The 16,279-nt window shown below is 68.9% G+C and carries 14 protein-coding genes; 12 read left to right on the forward strand and 2 right to left on the reverse strand.

The genetic code is table 11. The annotated features are described in order from the left end of the window. The 11 genes from WBA11_RS08490 to WBA11_RS08540 all read left to right on the forward strand — a co-directional run. Positions 1-1,626, forward strand: a 1,626-nt coding sequence (locus WBA11_RS08490; protein WP_424520266.1) for a S9 family peptidase, incomplete at its 5' end; no start/stop codon positions are given. Positions 1,627-1,723: 97 nt separating this feature from the next. Next, positions 1,724-3,142 carry a 1-acyl-sn-glycerol-3-phosphate acyltransferase gene (locus WBA11_RS08495; protein ID WP_424520267.1) on the forward strand — a complete coding sequence of 473 codons (1,419 nt, stop codon included), beginning with the start codon at positions 1,724-1,726 and terminating at the stop codon, positions 3,140-3,142. A gap of 419 nt (positions 3,143-3,561) precedes the next feature. Then, positions 3,562-5,070, forward strand: coding sequence for a DUF1800 domain-containing protein (locus tag WBA11_RS08500; protein ID WP_424520268.1), 1,509 nt, complete (start codon positions 3,562-3,564; stop codon positions 5,068-5,070). A gap of 77 nt (positions 5,071-5,147) precedes the next feature. Beyond that, positions 5,148-6,788 (forward strand): DUF1501 domain-containing protein, encoded by a 1,641-nt coding sequence (locus WBA11_RS08505; protein WP_424520269.1) that lies wholly within the window; start codon positions 5,148-5,150, stop codon positions 6,786-6,788. Further along, positions 6,788-7,813 (forward strand): WG repeat-containing protein, encoded by a 1,026-nt coding sequence (locus WBA11_RS08510; RefSeq protein WP_424520270.1) that lies wholly within the window; start codon positions 6,788-6,790, stop codon positions 7,811-7,813. Before WBA11_RS08505 ends, WBA11_RS08510 begins: the two co-directional genes overlap by 1 nt. Positions 7,814-7,815: 2 nt before the next feature. Continuing rightward, positions 7,816-8,850 carry a WG repeat-containing protein gene (locus tag WBA11_RS08515; RefSeq protein WP_424520271.1) on the forward strand — a complete coding sequence of 345 codons (1,035 nt, stop codon included), beginning with the start codon at positions 7,816-7,818 and terminating at the stop codon, positions 8,848-8,850. Positions 8,851-8,951: 101 nt separating this feature from the next. Next, positions 8,952-9,689, forward strand: coding sequence for a hypothetical protein (locus WBA11_RS08520; protein ID WP_424520272.1), 738 nt, complete (start codon positions 8,952-8,954; stop codon positions 9,687-9,689). A gap of 245 nt (positions 9,690-9,934) precedes the next feature. After that, positions 9,935-12,460, forward strand: coding sequence for a zinc-dependent metalloprotease (locus tag WBA11_RS08525; protein ID WP_424520273.1), 2,526 nt, complete (start codon positions 9,935-9,937; stop codon positions 12,458-12,460). Then, entirely contained in the window at positions 12,450-12,629 is a 180-nt protein-coding gene (locus WBA11_RS08530) for a hypothetical protein (RefSeq protein WP_424520274.1), read from the forward strand. Before WBA11_RS08525 ends, WBA11_RS08530 begins: the two co-directional genes overlap by 11 nt. 69 nt (positions 12,630-12,698) lie before the next feature. After that, positions 12,699-13,745 carry a carboxypeptidase-like regulatory domain-containing protein gene (locus tag WBA11_RS08535; RefSeq protein ID WP_424520275.1) on the forward strand — a complete coding sequence of 349 codons (1,047 nt, stop codon included), beginning with the start codon at positions 12,699-12,701 and terminating at the stop codon, positions 13,743-13,745. Between the two features lie 112 nt (positions 13,746-13,857). Continuing rightward, positions 13,858-14,286, forward strand: coding sequence for a hypothetical protein (locus tag WBA11_RS08540; RefSeq protein ID WP_424520276.1), 429 nt, complete (start codon positions 13,858-13,860; stop codon positions 14,284-14,286). A 55-nt stretch (positions 14,287-14,341) separates the two neighbouring features. On the opposite strand, the gene WBA11_RS08545 is transcribed toward WBA11_RS08540, so the two are convergent. Next, complete coding sequence (locus WBA11_RS08545; RefSeq protein ID WP_424520277.1) at positions 14,342-14,818, reverse strand: hypothetical protein; 477 nt, start codon at positions 14,816-14,818, stop codon at positions 14,342-14,344. A 131-nt stretch (positions 14,819-14,949) separates the two neighbouring features. Beyond that, entirely contained in the window at positions 14,950-15,999 is a 1,050-nt protein-coding gene (locus WBA11_RS08550) for a methyltransferase domain-containing protein (RefSeq protein WP_424520278.1), read from the reverse strand. 98 nt (positions 16,000-16,097) lie between these two features. On the opposite strand from WBA11_RS08550, the gene WBA11_RS08555 reads away from it, so the two are divergent. Then, the coding region (locus WBA11_RS08555; protein ID WP_424520279.1) for a hypothetical protein at positions 16,098-16,279 on the forward strand (182 nt) is incomplete at its 3' end.

The following is a 16,279-nucleotide window of genomic DNA, read 5'->3' on the forward strand; positions in this document are numbered from 1 at the left end:
GCGTGGTCGCCCGACGGGACGATGTTGGCGTTCTCGATGCTGGTCCCCGAGCCCTACCCGACGCTCGACGTCACCCTCCCGTCCGCCCCGCGCGGCGCTGAGTGGGCTGACAAACCTCGTGTCATCCGCCGCGTCAACCACGAGGCCGACGGCTCCGGCGACATCGAGCCCGGCTTCCGGCACCTGTTCGTCATCCCGGCCGAGGGCGGCACGCCGCGCCAGGTCACGACGGGCGACTACCAGCACGGGCCGGACTTCGACTGGCTCCCCGACGGGAGCGGCCTGGTGTTCTCCGCCAACCGCCAAGAAAACTGGGAGCTCGACTTCCGCGCCTCCGAGTTGCACCGCGTCGACCTCGAGGACGGGACGACGGTCGCGTTGACCGACCGCGACGGGCCGGACCGCAGCCCCGTCGTCTCGCCCGACGGCCGGCGCGTGGCGTACCTCGGCTTCGACGACCGCGTCCGCACGTTCCAGAACACCCGGCTTTCCGTCCGCGACCTCGAGGGCGGCGCGGCACGGGTGATCGCGGGCGACTTGGATCGGAGCCTCGGCAACATCACCTGGGGCGCCGACGGCCACATCTACGCGACGTACCTCGACCGCGGCATGAACCGCCTCATGCGGGTCGGCCTCGAGGGCGAGATCACGGAGATGACGGACGCGTTGGGCGGGCTCGCCATCGGGCGGCCGTACACGAGTGGGGCGTACTCGGTATCGGACGCGGGTGTGGTCGCATTCACGCACGGAACGGCCCTGCGCCCGTCGGACGTGGCCGTCCTCGAGGGCGGTGAGACGCGCGTGCTGACGGACCTGAACAGCGACCTGCTGGATCACCGTTCCCTGGGCGACGTCGAGGAGATCACGTGGCAGGCGCCGGACGGGCTCGAGATTCAAGGCTGGATCGTCCGCCCGCCCAACGCCGAGCCGGGGCGGCAGTACCCGATGCTGGTCGAGAACCACGGTGGCCCGATCGCGGCCTACGGACCGCAGTTCTCGGCCGAGGTCCAGCTGTTCGCCGCCGACGACTACGTCGTGTTCTACCCCAACCCGCGCGGGAGCACCGGCTACGGCGAGGCCTTCGCCGACGCGCTCTACCACGACTACCCCGGCGACGACTACCACGACGTCATGGCCGGCGTCGACGCCGTGATCGCGGCGGGAGGCGTCCACCCCGACTCGCTCTACGTGACCGGCGGGAGCGCCGGCGGCGTCATGACGGCCTGGATGGTCGGCAACACCGACCGCTTCCGGGCGGCGGCCGTCGTCAAGCCCGTCGTGAACTGGATCTCGAAGACGCTGGTGGCGGACAACTACTACGGCTACGCCGAGTACCGCTACCCCGGCCAGCCCTGGGAGAACCCGATGGCGTACTGGAACGAGTCGCCGATCTCGGTCGTCGGCAACGTGTCCACGCCGACGATGGTGATGGTCGGGACGAGCGACCGGCGGACGCCGCCCTCCGAGGCCCTCCAGCTCTACCACGCCCTGCGCCTGCGCGACGTACCGACCGCCTACGTCGAGATCCCCGGTGCCTCGCACAACATCGCGAACCGGCCCAGCCAGCTCGCGGCCAAGGTGGCGTACATCCTGGCCTGGTTCGACGAGCACCGCGGCGACGAGTAGCTGGCCTCGAGGCCGGACAGCGGCGCCCGATTCGTCCTCGAGGCCAGAGCCCCACGTCCGGTCGCGCCCTCGAGGGCGGCGGTGGTAGCCTGAGGGCATGGACCAGCCGTCACAGCTCTACCGATTCCTGCGCGGCATCGTCCGCACGATCGTCAAGCTGTTCTACCGCGACGTCACGGTCGAGGGCACCGAGCACGTCCCGCTCGACCGGGGCGGCTTGCTGGTCGCGTGGCACCCCAACGGACTCATCGACCCGGCTCTGATCCTGTCGTCGTTTCCGGGCCAGGTCGTGTTCGGTGCGAGGGACGGGCTCTTGCGGTGGCCCATCGTCGGGCCGATGATGCGGGGGCTGGGGACCGTCCCGATCTACCGCGCCGTGGACCAAGAGGGCATGAGCGTCGAGGAGCGACGAGCAGCGAACGCCAAAAGCTTGGGCGCGCTCGCGACCGAGATCGCGACCGGCTCGTACTCGGCGCTGTTTCCCGAGGGCGTCAGCCACGACAACCCGCACCTGTCCGAGGTCCGCTCCGGCGCGGCGCGGCTCTACCTCCAGGCGCTCGACGCGACGACCGAGGGACCTCCACCCGCCATCGTGCCCGTCGGGCTGCACTACCAGGACAAAGACGTCTTCCGCACCGACGTCTTGATCGAGTACCACGCGCCCCTCGACCTCGACGCGTTCGACCTCGAGGCCGAAGACACTCGCATCGACGAGCTCACCGAGGCCATCGAGGCCGCGCTGACGGACACCGTCCACCCGACGGATGACTGGGCGCTGCACGCCCTCATGCACCGCGCGCGAACGCTCCTCACAGCCGAAGCGGCGGCGCGGCGCGGCGAGCGACCGGAGCTCGAGACGGTCGCCTCGAGGGCGGAAGGGTTCGGCCAGATCTGGGACGGCTACCAGGTCCGCCGCGAAACGCACCCCGACGAGATCGCCGCGCTGCGGTCCGACCTCGAGGCCTACGACGCCGGCCTGCGCACGATGGGCATGGACGACGCCGACCTCGACCGGCCGCCACTCGTGGGGTCGCCGGGTCGTGTGGCCGCGGCCGTGCTGCAAGCCGCTCTGATTGCGGCGTTGCTGCCGCCGCTGTTCGTGTTGGGCGCCGTCGTCAACGTGCCCCCGTACTGGCTGCTCAAGCTCGTCGCGAAGAAGGTGGCGAAGACCGAGAAGGATACCGCGACCGTCAAGCTGTTCGGCGGGCTGACCTTCTTTCCCATCGCCTGGATCACGGCCGGCGTGCTCGCAGCGCACGGCGTGAATGTGATGGCGGGCGTCGAGATGCCGCGCGCTCCGTGGGCCGTTGGCATCCTCGTGACCGTCCTGAGCGCGTTTGGTGGCGCGGCGGTTCTCTTGTTCACCGAGGTGTTCCAGGCGACCTGGAAGGCCGTCCGCGTCCGGGTCGCCCGGTGGCGACAAGGTGGGCGCATCTCCGGCTTGCAGTACCAGCGAGCGGCCTTGCACGACCGGTTCATGGCCCTCGCGCGAGGTCTCGGCCTCGAGGACGAGTAGCAGGACTCGGCGGCGTGGCCGGCCCGTGACGTCCGACCTCGAGGTCGGACCACAGATCGGAGACGGTACGGAATCATCAGTCCGAGACCGACCGCGGACGCGCTGTACACAGCGACGATCACTCGGTGTGAATTTAAGAGTCATCGCCTGTTGACCCTCACAGACCGCGGCGACACGGCCGCGGGAGCGCCGAAATACGGCCGTCTCGCCTGATGATTGCCTGAGGGTAGGGCTCGCCACCAGACGTCCATCGGGCCTTGACCGGCCAAAACGGCTCCGTTCTGCGCATTTATAGATCACCGCCCTGGATCTCTCGTCCTCGAGGGCGGATCGGGCCAGAGCGGGGGTTACGACAGCGGCGAACCGGCCGATAGCTTTTCCCCAGGCGGAGACAGGCTCCGCTCCCGACGCTCCCCGCCATGAACCGACGCGCCTTTCTGACGCGGTCCCAGCCGGTCCTCCGACACACGACCGCCCGCGCCGACCTGACCCCGTACACCGGCCCGTGGACCGCGGACCGGGCCGCCCACCTGGTCCGACGGACGCACTTTGGCGCCTCGCGCCCGGACGTCGTCGGTGCCTTGGTGGCCGGCTCCCCGGACCGCGCCGTCGGCGCCATGATCGAGGACGCGACCTCGAGGCCGCTGCCGGACCGCCCTCGATGGGCGAACTCCACGACGGGCAACGGCGGCGACAACATCCAGCGGCTCTACGAGTGGCAGCGCGCGTGGTACGCCGAGATGGCCGACGGCGGCCTGCGCGAGAAGATGACCCTCTTTTGGCACGACCACTTCGCGACCGGCCAGGCTGTCTACTACCACGCCGCGTTCTCCGTCGAGTACCTGACGTTCCTGCGCGAGCGGGCCATCGGGCCGTTCCGGCCGTTGTTGGAAGGCATCGGCGAGCGGCCGGCGATGCTGCGGTTCCTGGACAACGACCAGAACCAGGCGGGCAACATCAATGAGAACTACGCCCGTGAGATCCTGGAGCTGTTCTCGATGGGCATCACCGGGCCGGACGGGTCGCCCAACTACACCCAGCAGGACGTCATCGAGGCCGCCCGCGCCCTGACCGGCTGGACCGTCGACGAGGGCCGCATCCGGGGCCGCTTCGAGGCCGGACGCCACGACGGCGGCAACAAAACGCTCTTCGGCCAGACGGGCGCTTGGGACGCCGACGACGTCGTCGACTTGATCTTTAGCCAGCGCGGCGACGCCGTCGCCCACTTCCTATCCGGCAAGCTCTACGCGTGGTTCGTCCACCCCGTGCCGAACGCGGGCGTGGTCCAGGCACTCGCCGGCGTCCTGCGCCAGACGGACTTCGACCTCGAGGCGGCGCTCCGCGCGTTGCTGACCAGCGCCCACTTCTACGACTCGGCCGTCGTCGGCGCGCGGCTCAAGACGCCGATGGAGCTGCTGATCGGGTTGACGCGCGAACTCGGCCTGACGCCGTCGCAAGACGCCCTCGAGCGGTTCCGCGTCGCGAGCCAGTCGATCGGACAGGAAGTTCTGAACCCGCCGTCCGTCGAGGGCTGGCCCGGCTACGACGACCCGCTCGAGTACCGCGCCTGGGTCACGACCGGGACGATCTCCGAGCGCCGCGGCCTGGCCGACGACGCCGTCTTCGGCAGCGACGTCTTCCCGACCTACGACCCGCTGCCACTCGTGGAGCAGGTCTCGGACCGGTTCGACCCGTACCGCATGACGCACGACCTGGCCGCGCACCTGTTGGCCATCCCGTTGTCCGACCTCGACGCCGACGACCTGGCTGAGCGGACCGTCCTCGATGGCGTCCCGACGTCCTACACGCGCGAGGAGCGCCAGGGCTTCTGGACCGAGATCATCGTCTCGAGCGAGAGCGCCGCGCGGGACCGCCTGCGCCAGCTGCTCTCCGCACTCGTCAACCTGCCCGAATACCAACTCGTCTAGCCTCGCCCTCGAGGACGGCCCCCGCCGCATCTCAGGCACGACACACTCCGCCCTCGAGGCCGACGCCCCTCCCGCTCATGTGCGACCACCACGATCATCCCGCGCCCAAGCGAGCCATCGCCCTCGAGGACGGCCGCGACCACGACCGCGACCACGTCGCCTGGTCCCGGCGCGACTTCATGACCGGCGCGACGGCCGCCGCCGCGGGAGCGTTTCTGCTCGGGACCGGCGCCAACGCACAAACGGTCCGCGCATCGTCGCACACGTCGCTGCTGCGCTCGCTCGGGGAGCGCGAGACGGACCGCGTGCTGGTCATCATCCAGCTTGGCGGCGGCAACGACGGCCTGAACATGGTCGTCCCGCACTCGAGCGACGCGTACTACCGCCGCCGCCCCTCGATCGGGCAGGCGCGGTCGTCCTTGATGATGCTGGACGGCGACTACGGCTTGAACGGGGCGATGTCGTCCCTCGAAGGCACGTGGGGCGACGGCGACCTGGCCGTGATCCACTCGGCGGGCTACCCGAACCACAGCCGCTCCCACTTCCAGTCGACCGACGTGTGGGCCTCGGGCACGGGCCGCAACGAGCCGGTCTCGAGCGGCTGGACGGGGCGCTACGTGGACCGCGCGTTCCCCAGCCACGTCTCTGAGCCCCTCCCCTACCCGGTCGCCATTCGGATCGGCGGCGCGTCGTCGCTGCTGGTGCGCGGCTCGGGCGGATCGCTGGGGATGAGCTTTAGCAACGCGAACCAGTTCGACCGGCTCGCCCAAACGGGCCAGTTCTACGACGAGTCCAACGTTCCCAACACGTTGGCCGGCGACGAGCTCCGGTTCGTCCGCGAGATCTATAACTCGGGCCTGCGCTACCGCGACGCCGTCTACAACGCGTCCCAGGCCGGTAAGAACGACGGCGAGGCAGGCTACCCCGGTGGCGGCCTCGCGTCGTCGTTGGCTTCCGTCGCTCGTCTCATCAAGGGCGGCCTGCCGTCCAAGATGTACGCCGTCTCGATCGGCGGCTTCGACACGCACTCGAACCAGCTCAACCGCCAGCCCGGCCTTTTGCGCCAGATCGCCGACTCCGTCCGCGCCTTCTACGCCGACCTCGAGGCCGAGGGTCAGCGCGTGTTGACGATGACGTTCTCCGAGTTCGGGCGGACCACCAACGAGAACGGCGCCGCTGGGACCGACCACGCCGAGGCCTCCCCGATGATGGTCTTCGGCGCGGGCGTCGGCGGCGGCCTCTACGGCGACGGCCCCGCGTCCGTCTTGGCCAACCTGGACGCACGAGAGAACGCGCTCCCGATGTCGGTCGACTTCCGGCGCGTCTATGCGAGCGTCCTGGGCGACTGGTTCGGCCTCGAGGACGAGGACACCTCCGCCGTCCTCGGCGACTTCTCCCCACTCCAAGGCCTGGTCGCCGACCCGTTCACCGTCGATACCGGCGACGTCCTCGAGGCCCAAGGCCTGCGCCTGTCCGTCGCCCCGAACCCCGTCGTGTCACGGGCTCGCGTCGAGGTCGCCCTCGATGAGCCTGCGCTCGTCACTCTCGAGGTCGTGGACTTGCAAGGCCGCACCGTCCGCGTGCTGGCCGACCGCGCCCTGCCCGCCGGCGTCGCCGACGTCGACCTCGAGGTCGACGGGTTGGCCGCCGGTCTCTACCTGGTCCGCCTGCGCACGCCGCGTGCGTCTCGGACCGTCACCATCACTGTCGTCCGCTGATGACTCGCTTCTCCGCGCTCTTGGCGCTCCTTCTGCTCTTGCCTGCCTGCGACGCCTTCGGTAGCGACGATGGGGACGATCCCGCCGCCGCCCTCGAGGGCTTCCCCGTCCTGTTCGACGGCCAGTGGGGCTTCATCGACCTCGAGGGCCGACTCGTCACCTCGCCCCGGTTCGACTTCGCGGACCAGGTGTTCGGCGGCCTCTCGGCCGTCCGCCAGGGCGCGTCGTGGGGCTACGCCCGGCCCGACGGCTCGGTCGTGGTCGAGCCCCAGTACGTCGCCGCTGGTCCTTTTCGGGGCCGGATCGCGCCGGTCCGGTCTGCGAGCGAGGGCTGGTTCTACATCGACCAAAGCGGCGCCCGCGTCGGCGAAGCGGGCTACGACAGCGCCGAGCCGATCTCCGACGGGCGCGCAGCGGTCCGCCGGGACTTCCTGTGGGGCTACGTCAACGAGGACGGCGCCCTCGAGGTCGAGCCGCAGTTCGCCGCCGCCGGCCCATTCGTCGATGGGATCGCTCCGGTCCAGACCTCGAACGGCTGGCAATACATCACGCGCTCCGGTGAGGCCGCGTTCGGCGGATCGTTCGAGGAGGCCGGTCCGTTCTCGGACGTTGGTCTGGCGCCGGTCCGCGAGTCAGGCAGCGAGGTCTGGAAGTTTATCGACCGCGACGGCCGCATCGCGATCAACTCCACCTTCGAGGCCGCGGCGCCGTTCTCGGAGGGCTTCGCCGCCGTTCGCCAAAACGGCCGCACCGCGTTTATCGGCGCCGACGGCGAGTTCCTGGTCGTCCCAAAGCTGGCCCAGGCCGAATCCTTCTCTCAAGGCCGCGCGGCCGTCCGCTTCAACAGCCGCTGGACCTACATCCGCCGCGACGACGGCCTGATCGTCACGAGCCCGGCCTACACCTCCGCCAAGCCGTTCCGCGGCGGCCTCGCCCAGGTCACGACCGGGTCCGAGGACGACGACAACCTGCGCGTCGGCTACGTCGACCTCGAGGGCGACGTCGTCTGGGAGCCTACTCGATAGCCATGATTCTGATTCCGACCTCGATGCGCTCTGCCTTTTGCCTGATCGCCCTCCTTGCCGTCACCGGCTGCGACGCCTTCGGCGGTAGCGATGACGCCACCGACTTCGACTCGAGCGAGCGCTTGTTTCCGGCTCGCCAGAACGGCGACCGCGTCCTGATCGACCGGACGGGCCGCGTCGTCGTCGACCTCGACGGGTACAACTCGGCCCGATCTGGCGCCGAAGGCTTGACGCCCGCCCGCCGACGCGAGAACAACCGCAACGTGTGGGACTTTTTCGACTCGGCCGGCCAAATCGCCTTCTCCGTCCAGGCGGATGAGGCCTACGCCCCGCGCAACGGCCGCGCTCGCGTGCGTCTGGACGGCCGGTGGGCCTTCGTCGATACCGACGGCGCGTTTATCGTCAACCCGTATCTCCGAGACGCCCGCGACTTCTCAGGCAACCTGGCACGTGTCAAGACGACCGGCAACTCGTGGGGCTTTCTGGACCGCGGCGGCCAAGTCGCGATTGACCCCGCGTTCAGCAGCGTCGGAGACTTTCAGAACGGACGGGCTCGGTTCGAGAGAAGCGGGAAAGTCGGATTCATCGACGAGACGGGCGAGGTCGTTATCCCCGCCGTCTACGACGACGCCCGCGACTTCTCCGACGGGCGCGCCGCTGTGCGCCAAGGGCAGCGCTGGTCATACATCGACCTCGAGGACAACCGCCTCCTGGACAGCCAGACGTTTATCTCGGCCGGCGACTACGGATCTGGGCTCGCGCCCGTGCGCATCGAGAACCGATGGGAGTACGTCAACGAGAACGGCGAGCGTCAGATCGCACCGCAGTTCGACTCTGCGCGCGCCTTCGTCGGCGACCGCGCCGCCGTCGAGGTCGACGGCCGGTGGACGTTCGTTCGCCCCGACGGCACCCAACTCCGCGCACCCGAGTTCGACCAAGTCGATGACTTCGCGGGTGGCCTCGCCGAGGTGACCGTCGACGACAAGCGCGGCTACATCGACCTCGAAGGTGCGACGGTCTGGCTCCCGCGCGATTAGCGCCCTCGAACCTCACCGCACAGGAGAACCGGATTACCTCCCGAGGACCACGCTCGGAACGTCCTCGAGGGCTAGTCTTTGTCCAGTATCGGCATCGACTCATGTCCCGCTGGCTCCTGCTCCTGATCGCGACCGTGTGCGCCGGCTGCACGGCTGACGCCGACGGAACCGCAGGCGCACCCGGCTCCACCGTCGCGGAGGAGGCGCCCTCCAGCACGGACGTCCTCTCTTCCGATGATGAGAGCCTGTCTGGCTCCAAACGCTCGACGCCGCCCGCCCTCGACGACGGAGCCCCTACGCGCACCCTCGAGGGCGACGCCTCTGCTGCATGGGCTTCTAGCAACGCCAAGCCGGAGTCTTCGAAAGAGAGCTCCCGAGGCACCAAGGATCCGACACCGTACCAGGCACTCTCGCACTGGATTGGCGAGTACCCCGTCCTCGAGGACGGGACCCACTTCGTGACCCAGCCCGCCGTCGTCCTCTTCCTCGAGGACGCGTTCGCCGTCGAGTCTGGACTAATGAGCAAGCTGAGTGCCCTCGCGACCGAGCCCGTCCTTCTGGCCGAGCCGATCGAGTACGTCGGCGGCGCGTTCGCCTTGGAGTTCGTACCCAACGAAGGCGTCGGCCAAGAGGACCGCTCGCTCTACGTCCTGATCGACGGCGAGACCGGGACGACGTACGCGGTCTTGAACGGCGATGACAACGCCTATTACCGCTCCTCCTACGGCGCCCGGGTCGCCGACCTCGCGGCCGAGGCCGTAGCCTGGATGCGCGAGGTCTCGGGCGAGGACATCCGGGCACTCGGGCGGATGAGCGAGAACGCCCCGATCAGCCCGTAGCGTTCTCGAGGCCGATCGCGTCGCCGGTTCCACGCCGCCGCTCGGTCGAGGTCGCTGCCCTTCAAACGGCTCCGTCCTCGAGGACGACGCAGTCCGTCGATGTCCGAGGCGTCGGGCGAGGACGCCGCGACTCTGGCGACAGACGGCGAGGACACGTCGATCGGTCTGCGAACGAGATGCGCAATTTTTAGCGTGCCTCCTGAAGCCGACGTGAGCTATCGTGTCAGGGTCCATCCTCTGCGCCGATGCTTCGACTGATCCTCCCCGCCGTCCTTCTCCTCGCTGCCGGCTGCTCGAGCGGCACGATGGTCGCGACCCCGTCGTCCTCGAGTGACGCGGCCTCTGACAGCACCGAGTTCGACAAGACGGTCGCGTCGAGCACCCAGATGGACGGGCTGTTCACCGTCTACCAGGACACGACAAAGGGCTCGCTGATGATGGCGATCTCGCCGGACCAGCTCGACCAGGACTTTATCTACTTTACCCACGTCGTCGACGGCGTGCCGGTCGGGGGCCACTTCCGAGGCCAGTTCCGCGACAACAGCATCTTTACGATCCAGCGCCGGTTCGACAAGATCGAGTTCGTGGAAGAGAACACGTCGTTTTACTTCGACGAGGCCAACGCGGTCAGCCGCGCCGCCGCGGCCAACATCAGCCCGGCGGTCTTGGCCGTCGAGGACATCGTCGCTGAGGACTCGTCCGGCGTCATCCTGATCAAGGCCGACGGCCTGTTCCTGACCGAGGCGCTCGCGCCCGTCAAGCCGACGTTGCCGCCTGGCGTCCCCCCCACGGCGTTCCGATTGGGCAACCTGTCGAGCGACAAGACGGCGATCGTCGAGGTCCGCAACTACCCCGACAATACGGACGCCATCGTCCGCTACGTCTACGAGAACCCGGCTCCGCTCAACGGCGGCGGCGACGCGGTCACGGACGCCCGCTCGGTCGCGGTGACGTTGCAGCACAGCCTGATCGCGATGCCCGACGACGGCTACGACATCGTCCTCGATGACCCGCGCGTGGGCTACTTCACGACCCAGGTGACGGATCTGACCTCGACCGACATCACGCCGTACCGCGACCTCGTCCACCGCTGGCGCATCACGGGCGAGAGCGGCCGCGCCTCGGAGCCGCTCGTCTGGTGGATCGAGAACACGACGCCGGTCGAGTACCGCGACGCCATCCGCGACGCGTCGCTTCGCTGGAACGAGGCGTTCGCCTCAGCCGGCCTCGAGGGCGCCGTCGAGGTCCGCGTCCAACCCGACGACGCCGACTGGGACGCCGGCGACCTGCGCTACAACGTGCTCCGCTGGACGTCCTCGCCCACGCCGCCGTTCGGCGGCTACGGCCCGTCGTTCGTCAACCCGCGTACGGGCGAGATCCTGGGCGCCGACGTGATGCTCGAGTACACGTTCCTGCGCAACAGGATGACGTACGACGAGCTGTTCGAGACGGCCGGCTTGCACCTGGGCGAGGCCTCGATGGCCGCCCTCGAGGGCGGAGACCACGGCTCGTTCTGCTCGCTCGGCCACCGGCTCCAGGCGCAGACGCTGCTCGCCCGGTCCGCCCTGGAAGCGCGGGGCGCGTCGGAGCAGGAGATCGCGGCACTCGTGGAGCAAGGCGTCTACTACCTCGTCCTGCACGAGATCGGGCACACGCTCGGCCTCAACCACAACATGAAGTCGAGCCAGATGCTCACCTACGAGCAGACGACCGACTGGGACCTGACGATGGAGCGCGGGCTGATCGGCTCGGTGATGGACTACCCGGCCGTCAACGTGGCCGCGCCGGGCGAGAGCCAGGGCGCGTACTACACGACGCGCCCCGGCCCCTACGACCACTGGGCCATCACCTTCGCCTACGGCGACCTCGAGGACGACGAGCGCGCCGCGCTCCTGGCCCGCTCCAACGAGCCCGCCCTCGCCTTCGGGAATGACGCCGACGATATGCGGAGCCCGGGCAAGGCCATCGACCCGCGCGTCAACATCGGCGACATGTCGAGCGACGCGTTGCTCTACGCCGAGCGCCGGCTCGACCTGGTCGAGGACACGTTCGACGGGTTGTTGGCGAAGTACAGTCAGCCGGGCGACAGCTACCAGGACCTGCTCCAGGCCTACCTCGTCCTGACCGGCGAGATCCGCAGCCAGATGGCCGTCGCGAGCCGCTACGTCGGCGGCGTCTACGTGGACCGCGCGATGGCGGGACAGCCGGGCGCGACCCAGCCGTTCACGCCGGTCCCGGCCGAGACGCAGCGACGGGCCATGGAGATCGTGGCGCAGGGCCTGCTCGCCCCGGACGCGTTCGACGCGCCGGCCAGCGTCTACGGCTACCTCGCGCGCCAGCGCCGCGGGTTCGACTTCTTCTCCGCCCCGGAGGACCCGCGCATCCACGCCCGCGCGCTCGCCATCCAGCGGAACGTCCTCGACCACCTGACGCACCCGAACACGGTCGAACGGATCACCGACGCCCGCTTGTACGGCAACGACTACTCGCTCACCGAGGTCATGACCGACCTCACCGACGCCATCTTCGCGGCCGACCTCGAGGGCGACGTCAACACGTTCCGCCAGAACCTTCAGGTCGACTACGTCACGCGCCTCGCGGCCCTCGCGGCCGACGAGAAGGACGCCTACGACTCGATCGCCCAGACGCAGGGGCTCGCCCAGCTCCGCGCCATCGAGGACTTGCTCGAGGACGCCGACGGCAACGCCGAGACGCGCGCCCACCGCGACCACCTCGCCTTCTTGATCGAACGCGCCCTCGATGCCGACTAAGCCCGACACCGTCCTCGAGGCCGACCCGACCGACCTCGAGGTCACGCCGCCGAAAGAGCGGACGCCGTACATGCCGGACAACCAGAGCATGAAGGTGCTCCTGGGCGCGCTGGCCGTCGGTGCCGTCGTGGCGGTGGCCCTCGTCGTCCTGATCGTCACGTTCGGGTAGCGCCCTCGAGGACGATGGCCGACCTCGAGGGCGGCAACAAGCGGTGGGGTTGGGACCGTTAGAGTGTTGATGCTCCGCTTTCTCGCCCTGCTCGTTCTGTTCGCTGCATCCGTCGCGGCCCAGCCGGCGACGGTGCTCGGGACGGTGACGGACGCCGAGACGGGCGAGCCGCTGGCCGGGGCAAACGTGGTCGTGGCTGGAACGACGCTCGGGACCTCGGCCGACGGCGACGGCCGGTTCGTCCTCGAGATCGGCGCGGGAGCGCCACGACTGGCGGCGACGATGCTGGGCTACGAGTCGGCATCGACGACGCAGCGGGTCGCGCCCGGAGACGTGCTCGACGTGGACTTCCGCCTACGACCGAAAGCGCTCGAACTCGGGACCGTCGAGGTCGTGGCCCGAGACGACGGTTGGCACCGGGCGCTCCGCTCGTTTACGACTGTGTTCCTGGGCACAACACCTAACGCCGAGCGGACGGAGTTCGTCAACCCAGAGGTCATCGACCTCGAGGCCGGACCGGCCCTTCTCGAGGCCGCAACGGTGGCGCCACTCCGCGTGCGAAACGACGCCCTCGGCTACGACGTGACCGTACACGGCTTGGTGTTCGTAGGCAACCGCGAAGGGCGGGCGTGGGACGGGATTGTCGCCTTCGAGGACACATGTGCCCTGTGCGAACCGGATGTCCTCGAGGCTCGAGAACGGGCGTATCGCGGGTCGCTCCGTCACTTTCTACACGCGGCCGTGGCTGGACGCGCTGGGGCCGAGGGGTTCGTCTCGAGATCCGTCTCGCAGCCGGGCGCGAAGCCTTCGTTGAGGTGGTATATCCGGCGGTTACTCGGCACGGACGTGGACACGCTCGGCTACCGCCTTGAGGCCGCGCCGCACGGGTGGGACCTGGTCATCGACCGGGCGATCAGCGTGGCGTATCACGGCGAGCCCGACGAGCGATCGATACGGAAGGACTACCAAGAGTCGTGGCTCACGCCGCGCGAGAACCGCATCCCGCTCGGCCCCGACGGGACGCTGCTCGACGGCGCGGACGTCGTACGCCACGGCTACTGGGACTGGGAGCGGTTCGCGGACTTGCTCCCCACAGACTACCGACCTCGCGAGTAACAAGCGAAGGCCAGGCGCTCTCACCGGCAGCATCCTCTCGAGGTCGGACACATCGCGCGGACGGTCCGATAGCGAGGCCCGTGTCGTAGGAGAATGTGCCCCCTCTAAGCCCATGCGCTCGAACCACCTCCTGTTGTTTGTGCTCGCCCTCGGACTCCCCTCGTGCGCGCCTGCGGCACCAGCCGACGCTGCCGCAGACTCAGAGATTGACCTCGAGGACGTCGTGACGCTCTTGTGCCGTGGCAGCGTCACGACGGCTCCAAGCGCGGGCGATGCCGGCCGGCACATCACGTGGACGGCGTACACCAGCGAGAGCACACCCGCGTCCCTGGGTACCGCGTACGCCCGGACTGTCTCGGACACGCCCTCAGAGACCGATGCCAGAGGATGCACGACATGGCGCGTCCCAGCCGACGCCCCCTCCGAGACGGTGAGCATCTGCCCGGTATCGGCGGCGGGGCCGTGGAGCGGGTGCCCTGAGCCGGTTCCAGACGGCACGCGAGCGGTCATGCTCTCGTCCTCGATGAGCCTTTCTGAATGACGAGCCCCGCGTGGGCGACCTCGAGGACGAGCCCGGCGCCACGCGGAGGGCGCAGCTAGTAGCGCCAGTTGATCAACGCGTCGTCGCGCGTGGCCTCGCGCAGTGTCCACCCCTTTGGAAACAGCGCGACCTCGTAGTGCGGCGTCGGGACGTGACGCTTGGCGCCCGGAGGGAGCGGCTGGTTCGCCGGGACCTCGAGGTAGGGCGGCATCTGGACCGGCGAATAGACTGGGTGCTCGATTCGGATCGCGTGGACGCCTGTCCAGGTCGAGGCGAGGTCGGCCCGCCCTCTCTCATTCGTCAGGATGCTGAGCCAGCGCAGGTCGTGATCTCCGTTGTGGCCGGCGAACGGGTGGCACGTCTCGGGCTCATCGACGGAGCGACACCGGAGCGGGTACACAGACGCGCCCTCGATGGGCTCTCCGGTCACGACGTCCACGACGCGAACGGACGCCGAGTGCCACGATGCCTGAGCCTGGAGATCCGCAGCGGCGAGGACGAGGCACAGGGCCAGAACAGCGAGAGACCGCACGATTCAGCGAGAGGAGAATCAAACGCTACTCACGGCTTCCGAACCGCCCGTAGTCCTGTCGACCCGTCGTGGCGGTGCGGTGGGCGATCTCGAGGCCGCACCACGATAGTCGCCCTCGAGGACGGCGAACCCTAGCAGCAGCTTCCGCTCGGCTCGCCATCGGCGGACGGCGCGACGGGCTCGCAATCGAACAGGCCGAAGTGCGTCGAGCGGTCGCCGACGACCTCGAAGTACTGACCGTAGCGCGTGTCCTGAACCATCGCGGCCGAGTTGCCGCAAACCTGCATCGGGCGTCCGGCCTCGAACAGGTGATGATCGTCCAGCATGAAGGCGTGGCGCTGCCCCTCGATACCGCCCTTGTAGGTCGCGACCTGACCGTAGTCCTCGCAGCGGTCCTCGATGAGGTCCGGCAGCTTGAACGCGCGGACCGTGCGCGAGACGAAATTGGCGTTGCCGAGCTTCTCGCGCAGGACGAGATCCTCGACCTCGAGGACGCTCTCGGAGACGGTCCGCACGTCGGCCCAACCCAGGTCCGCCATGGTGCGGCGGAAGTCCTCGGTGTAGAGCGCGCCGCCCAGGCACTCTCCGACCAGGACTTCGTCGGCGCGGACCTCGTCGCTCAGGCGGCGGTCGACGAACACGTCGGAGAAATAGAGCTCGCCGCCGGTCTTGAGCACGCGCGTGATCTCGCGGAACACGACGTCCTTGTCAGGCGCCAGGTTGAGCACGCAGTTCGAGATCACGACGTCGACCGACTCGTCTTGGACGCCGGCCGCAGACAGGTCCTCGATGAGTCCGAGGCGAAACTCCGTCGTGGGCGACTCGTGACCGAGGGCCTCCGCGACCGCCTCGCGGTGACGCTGGGCGATCTCGATCTGAGCCTCCGTCATGTCGATCCCGATGACACGTCCTCGAGGTCCGGCGAGGGCCGCAGCGACGAACGCGTCGCGGCCCGTCCCACAGCCCAGGTCCAAGACCGTCGCGCCCTCGAGGGCGGGCGGGATCGGGGAGCCGCAACCGTAGAACTTGCTCAGGACCTCGTCCGGCAAGAGCGACAGGATCGGCTTGTGGAGCTCGGGGACGGCCTCGGCCGGGCAGCAGGCGCTCGTCTTGAGGTCGTCGGAGGACTGGAGCGTCTCGCCGTAGTACGTGCGGACCTGGTCGTGCGTGAGGGTTTCCATGCGTCGGAGAGTGGGGGTCGGGATGATAGTCGTCGTGGCAACCGCGAAGCTTCCCCGGTCTCTAAAATCAGCGCTCGTCTGACACGCCCTCGAGGGCGATGCGACTGGGATTCTGTAGAAGCACGGCGTGCCGTGTCCCTACGAAAGGCAGATACGATGGCAGAGGCGTCACCTCGAGGTCGGCAGGCGGGCTTTTCTACCGCACGGCTACGCCCGCGATGTGGGGCGACACGACGGCCAGCGGCACGCGGAAGCGCTCGACCTCGACGCTGGAGAACCC

Origin of the sequence: Rubrivirga sp., assembly GCF_049648075.1 — a bacterium.
Lineage (GTDB): Bacteria > Bacteroidota > Rhodothermia > Rhodothermales > Rubricoccaceae > Rubrivirga.

Bases quoted from the DNA above. Each gene is read 5' to 3' on its own strand.
- WBA11_RS08500 (WP_424520268.1), top strand. From the start codon at position 3,562: ATGAACCGACGCGCCTTTCTGACGCGGTCCCAGCCGGTCCTCCGACAC.
- WBA11_RS08505 (WP_424520269.1), top strand. From the start codon at position 5,148: ATGTGCGACCACCACGATCATCCCGCGCCCAAGCGAGCCATCGCCCTC.
- WBA11_RS08515 (WP_424520271.1), top strand. From the start codon at position 7,816: ATGATTCTGATTCCGACCTCGATGCGCTCTGCCTTTTGCCTGATCGCC.
- WBA11_RS08535 (WP_424520275.1), top strand. From the start codon at position 12,699: ATGCTCCGCTTTCTCGCCCTGCTCGTTCTGTTCGCTGCATCCGTCGCG.
- WBA11_RS08520 (WP_424520272.1), top strand. From the start codon at position 8,952: ATGTCCCGCTGGCTCCTGCTCCTGATCGCGACCGTGTGCGCCGGCTGC.
- WBA11_RS08495 (WP_424520267.1), top strand. From the start codon at position 1,724: ATGGACCAGCCGTCACAGCTCTACCGATTCCTGCGCGGCATCGTCCGC.
- WBA11_RS08510 (WP_424520270.1), top strand. From the start codon at position 6,788: ATGACTCGCTTCTCCGCGCTCTTGGCGCTCCTTCTGCTCTTGCCTGCC.
- WBA11_RS08540 (WP_424520276.1), top strand. From the start codon at position 13,858: ATGCGCTCGAACCACCTCCTGTTGTTTGTGCTCGCCCTCGGACTCCCC.
- WBA11_RS08530 (WP_424520274.1), top strand. From the start codon at position 12,450: ATGCCGACTAAGCCCGACACCGTCCTCGAGGCCGACCCGACCGACCTC.
- WBA11_RS08525 (WP_424520273.1), top strand. From the start codon at position 9,935: ATGCTTCGACTGATCCTCCCCGCCGTCCTTCTCCTCGCTGCCGGCTGC.
- WBA11_RS08550 (WP_424520278.1), bottom strand. From the start codon at position 15,999: ATGGAAACCCTCACGCACGACCAGGTCCGCACGTACTACGGCGAGACG.